Source organism: Streptomyces sp. SP18BB07 (genome assembly GCF_036322545.1).
Taxonomy (GTDB): domain Bacteria; phylum Actinomycetota; class Actinomycetes; order Streptomycetales; family Streptomycetaceae; genus Streptomyces; species Streptomyces deccanensis.
Genome location: NZ_JAQYWT010000353.1, coordinates 1 through 4,325 on the forward strand (window position 1 = coordinate 1; position 4,325 = coordinate 4,325).

General features: G+C 68.9%; 4 protein-coding genes. 2 read left to right on the forward strand and 2 right to left on the reverse strand.

Translation table 11 applies throughout. The features are described from left to right. The coding region (locus PUR53_RS35760; RefSeq protein WP_329910948.1) for a TetR family transcriptional regulator at nt 1–119 on the reverse strand (119 nt) is incomplete at its 3' end. Between the two features lie 237 nt (nt 120–356). On the opposite strand from PUR53_RS35760, the gene PUR53_RS35765 reads away from it, so the two are divergent. Both PUR53_RS35765 and PUR53_RS35770 read left to right on the forward strand, forming a co-directional pair. After that, nucleotides 357–1,301 carry an alpha/beta fold hydrolase gene (locus PUR53_RS35765; RefSeq protein ID WP_329894903.1) on the forward strand — a complete coding sequence of 315 codons (945 nt, stop codon included), beginning with the start codon at nt 357–359 and terminating at the stop codon, nt 1,299–1,301. Between the two features lie 348 nt (nt 1,302–1,649). After that, the gene (locus PUR53_RS35770) at nt 1,650–2,906 is read left to right on the forward strand and encodes an FAD-dependent monooxygenase (RefSeq protein WP_329910999.1); all 1,257 of its coding nucleotides are present in this window, start codon (nt 1,650–1,652) and stop codon (nt 2,904–2,906) included. 306 nt (nt 2,907–3,212) lie between these two features. Here the strand turns inward: PUR53_RS35770 and PUR53_RS35775 are convergent, their stop codons facing one another. Further along, nucleotides 3,213–3,935 (reverse strand): methyltransferase domain-containing protein, encoded by a 723-nt coding sequence (locus PUR53_RS35775; protein WP_329894906.1) that lies wholly within the window; start codon nt 3,933–3,935, stop codon nt 3,213–3,215. Nucleotides 3,936–4,325: the final 390 nt, after the last annotated feature.

Here is a 4,325-nt window from a genome sequence, read left to right on the forward strand (position 1 = left end):
CCCAGGCCGGTGGCGGCGCTGATGTCGTCGACGCTCGTGCCGTTGTAGCCCGAAGCGCGGAACTGCCGCTCCGCGGCATGCAGGACGTGGTCGCGGTCGAAGCTTCGTGGTCTCGCCATGCATCGAAGGTAAAGCCGACCCACCGTAATTGACAACCCAGTACAGAACCATTTAGGTTTCGGACTGTTCAGTAAACAACGGTGCTGAGCTCGCCGGACGGGCCGCGTGCACACCTGCAGCATGCAGCTCAGCACTGGAGCGAGCCGACCGGTGAACGCTGCTTCAAACCCACCCACCCCAGGACCGCATGACCGTGGTCCGTACGGACGACACCGCACCGGAAGGCGCGAGATCCCGTGATTGCTGCTGAAGAGACGTTCGACGGCACGTGGCCGTATCCCGCCCGCTTCGACGAGGCTGCCGGCTTCCGCCAGCACTACGTCGACGAGGGCCCTGAACGGCCCGATCAGGCGATCGTCATGCTGCATGGCGAGCCCACCTGGGGCTACGAGTGGCGCCACCTGATCGGGCCGCTGTCGCGTCACCATCGCGTGGTCGTTCCCGACCACATGGGCTTCGGCAAGAGCGAGACACCGCAGGACCGCACGTACGACGCGAGCGAACACATCCTGAATCTCGAATCGTTGCTCGTCGACACGCTCGACCTCACCAACATCACCCTGGTGCTCCGTGACTGGGGCGGCCCCATCGGCACCGGGTTCGCGCTGCGTCACCCCGACCGGATCTCCCGGATCTTCGCCACGAACACCGTGCTGCCCCTCGCGGACGACATCGCCCCTCTCATGAAGGCCAACGGCGTCGAGAGCCGCTGGTTCCAGTGGGCCCACTCGGCGCTCTCGGACGGTTCGTTCGATCAGATCCTCGGAAATGCGGGTCACACCATCGCCCACCTGATGATCGACCTGCAGCATGTCGCCCGGCCCGAGATCGCCACGCCGACCTGGATCCGCGCCTACTCCAGCCCCTTTTCGACCCCGGCGGAGTGCCGCGGTGTCATCGCCTTCCCCCGGCAGGTCCTGGAGGGCCCGCAGGGCCCCCCGCCCGGCCCGCCGCCCATGGAAGCCGTCGCCGCGCTGCGCGCCGTGCCGGCGATGCTGGCGGTGGGGATGCGGGACACCGCACTGCTGCCCGAGTACGTGATCCCGTCGTTCAGGCTCAGCTACCCCGACGCACCCGTGGTCGAGCTTCCGGGCGCCGGCCACTTCCCGACCGAGGACGCGCCCGAGACGCTGCTGGCACTGCTCGAGCTGTTCCTGCAGACGACGCCCGCGCGCACCTGAATCCTGAATGCCGAAGGGCCGGCTCCGCACGCGCGGAGCCAGTAACGCCACCGATCTGGTCGCCCAGGTCGGGGCCTCCGCAGCGGCCGGCGCCGACACCAACAGGATGCCGGCCACCGCGGACACCGACGCGGCCCTCCAGGGGATCTCCGAGGTGAGCCCGCAAGGGGCCACAGGGTGATCTTGAAGCTCTGAGATCTCAGCCCAGTTCCAGACGGGTTCAGCCATGCCCAACAAGCAAGCAGCAGGAGCGTCCCGCCGAGGTCAACGCCGCACTCCTCGACTTCCTCGCCCGCCTCGACGACTTCACATCCTCGGCTTCCTGAACGGCCGACCCACCCCCACCGGATGAAGGACACGACAATGTCGGAGCGCAATCCCATGGACAAGAACACGACATCGCGACAGCGGGCCCTGGTGGTCGGTCTCGGGATCAGCGGGACCGCCTCCGCGCTGCGACTGCATCGCGCGGGCTGGGACGTGGTGGTGCTGGAGAAGGCCCCCGAGCGGCGCCGCGGCGGATACTTCATCGCCCTGTTCGGGACCGGCCTCGCCGCCGCCGAACGGCTGGGCTTCGCCGATGCCGTGCCGAATCGCTTCGCTCCGGAAAGCGTGAGCTACGACGTCGACCGCACGGGCCGGCGCCGCCGCGGTCTGGGCTACGCCGATGTGTTCGGCGGGTCTCGAATGGTGATGCGGGGCGACATCGAAGACGCGGCCTTCACCGCCCTGCCCGACGAGGTCGAGATCCGGTACTCGACCGTGCCGATCGCGCTGGACCAGTACCTCGACGGGGTGCACGTCGAGATCCGCGACCTGACGACGGAAACGACGACCGTCGAACGGTTCGACCTGGTGGTCGGGGCAGACGGACTGCGCTCGACGGTACGTCGGCTCGCGTTCGAGCCCGAGCAGAACCCGATCCGCCGGCTGAACTACATGATCGCCGTGTACGGCCTGCCCGAGCCGGTACCTGGCTACGGCCCGCAGGACGGGCTGGTCATGGCCGAGGCGGGCCGATCGGTGTGGGTGTTCTCGTTCGCCGACCGTCCGCCGACGGTGCTGTTCTCCTACCGCACCGACGACGTGGACGCCGAGTTCACCCGGCCGGCCATCGACTCGCTGCGCGCCGCCTACGGCCCCGAGCCCACCGGCTCCACGCTGGGTTGGCTGCTCGACCAGTTCGAGAAGGCCCCGGACCACCTGTTCGACTCCGCCGAGCAGGTGCACCTCGACCACTGGCACCGCGGCCGAGTCGTGCTCGTCGGCGACGCCGCGTGGTGCCTGACCGTTTACTCCGCCATGGGGGCATCCACCGGCCTGGCCGGGGCGGACCTGCTCGGCACCATGCTGGAACGCCACCCGCACGACGTGCCACGAGCGCTGCAGGACTGGGAGGACCACCTGCGCCCGTTCATCGACCACCACCTCGGCAACGCTGTGAGCCAGCGCAGTTTCTTCACCCCAGGCAACCGCGCCGAGTTGCTGCTTCGGTCTGTGATGATCCGCCTCGCCCGGCTGCCGATCGCCGGCCGGCTGTTCGCCAAGACCATGACCAACAGGGCGCGGATGAAAAGTCTGGATATCGCCGCCGCTGCAGCGTGAGTGGAGTTCCTCGAATACGAGCGGGAGAACGAGGTCGTCTGGGCCCGCAACTGTGGCGACCACCGTGGTCTGGCTGCGGGTGCCGCACCGGCTGCACGCATGCTGCCATGCCCGGGACTACGAACGGCATCCAGTACTGAGACCCTGATCACCTGGGCCGTCATCACCCTCATGACCAGGCATCTCGCACGGAAGGGGGCCACCCCCAGCCGGCCGAGGAAACCCATATCGACCACCAGTGCCTGACAGGCGTGGTCACCGTTCCCCGGTCACGCGGATCCCCGCAGCCCGTGCTCCATCTGCTCTCTAGGCGGAGGCGGCAGCCACGAAGAACGGAATGGCGATGAGGAAGCGGTCGGCCTCGGCGCGTCGGTGCTGTTCGGCGAGCCACTCATCGGCCTGGTCACGGCCGACGGCACCGCTCGTGCAGGCCGACTCGGCGAGCCCGGTGAGCAGCGGCAGCATCGCGGGATCGGTGAACACGCTGGTGTGCACCTCGACGGTGACGTCGTTGAAGTCGCCGTCCAGGAGCAGGTTGCGGTACTGGCGGGCGGCGCGGGGCGTGCCCAGGAGGTCGGCGCGGGCGTGCACGATCGTGCGGGTGAGCGCCGCGTCATCAGAGTCGACCATGATGGCGTCCCAGTCCTGCCCGACCAGGACGATCCTGCCGCCCGGGCAGAGGACGCGCCGCGCTTCCGCCACCGCGCGCCACGGCTCCTGCAGTGCGTGGAAGACCTTGTCGGCACGGTAGCCGCGCACACTTCCGTCGGCGAACGGCAGCTCCTCCGCCCCCGCCTCCCGGAACTCGGCCGCCGGCCACCGTTTCCGGGCTTCGGCCAGCATCCACGGATCGGGATCCACGCCCACCGCGTGGACGCCCCGCTCGGCCAGCTCGGCGACGGCCCGCCCGGCACCGCAGCCGATGTCCACGACAGACGAGTCCGGGACAAGAGACAGCAGCTCGTAGGAGCGGGCCCGCAGCCGCCTGGCGCTCGGCATCTGGTCCATCGCGTCGAGGAGGGCCAGCATGGCCTCGGTGCCGCGGTGCTTTTCCACGAAAGGAGTCGTCACAGCCATGGCCTCCTGCCGTTCCTTGTCAGTCATGGTTCGGTCGACCCTTCGAGTTCTGGGTGGTGGGAGGGGGCAGCTGTTCAGGAAGCCCAGGATGTGGTCGGCGACCGTCTTGGGCTGTTCGACGTGCGGGAAGCAGTTGTCGTCGGCCCCGTGGAGGTGGAGCGACAGGATGGCGAGGCGCCAGGCGTGCACGCAGCCTGTCCTGTGCGACGAGGCCGGCCGTGTCCTTGTCAGTGGTGGCGTGGGCGGGGCAGCAGGGCGAAAGCGCTCTCCGCGATCGCGGTGAGGCGGTCGGGGCTGTGGCCGTACGCGCCGACGACATCGCTCCCGCGGATGATGGTCAGC

Excerpts from the sequence above, each read along its gene's own strand:
- PUR53_RS35770 (WP_329910999.1), top strand. The coding sequence starts at position 1,650 with ATGAAGGACACGACAATGTCGGAGCGCAATCCCATGGACAAGAACACG.
- PUR53_RS35775 (WP_329894906.1), bottom strand. The coding sequence starts at position 3,935 with ATGCTGGCCCTCCTCGACGCGATGGACCAGATGCCGAGCGCCAGGCGG.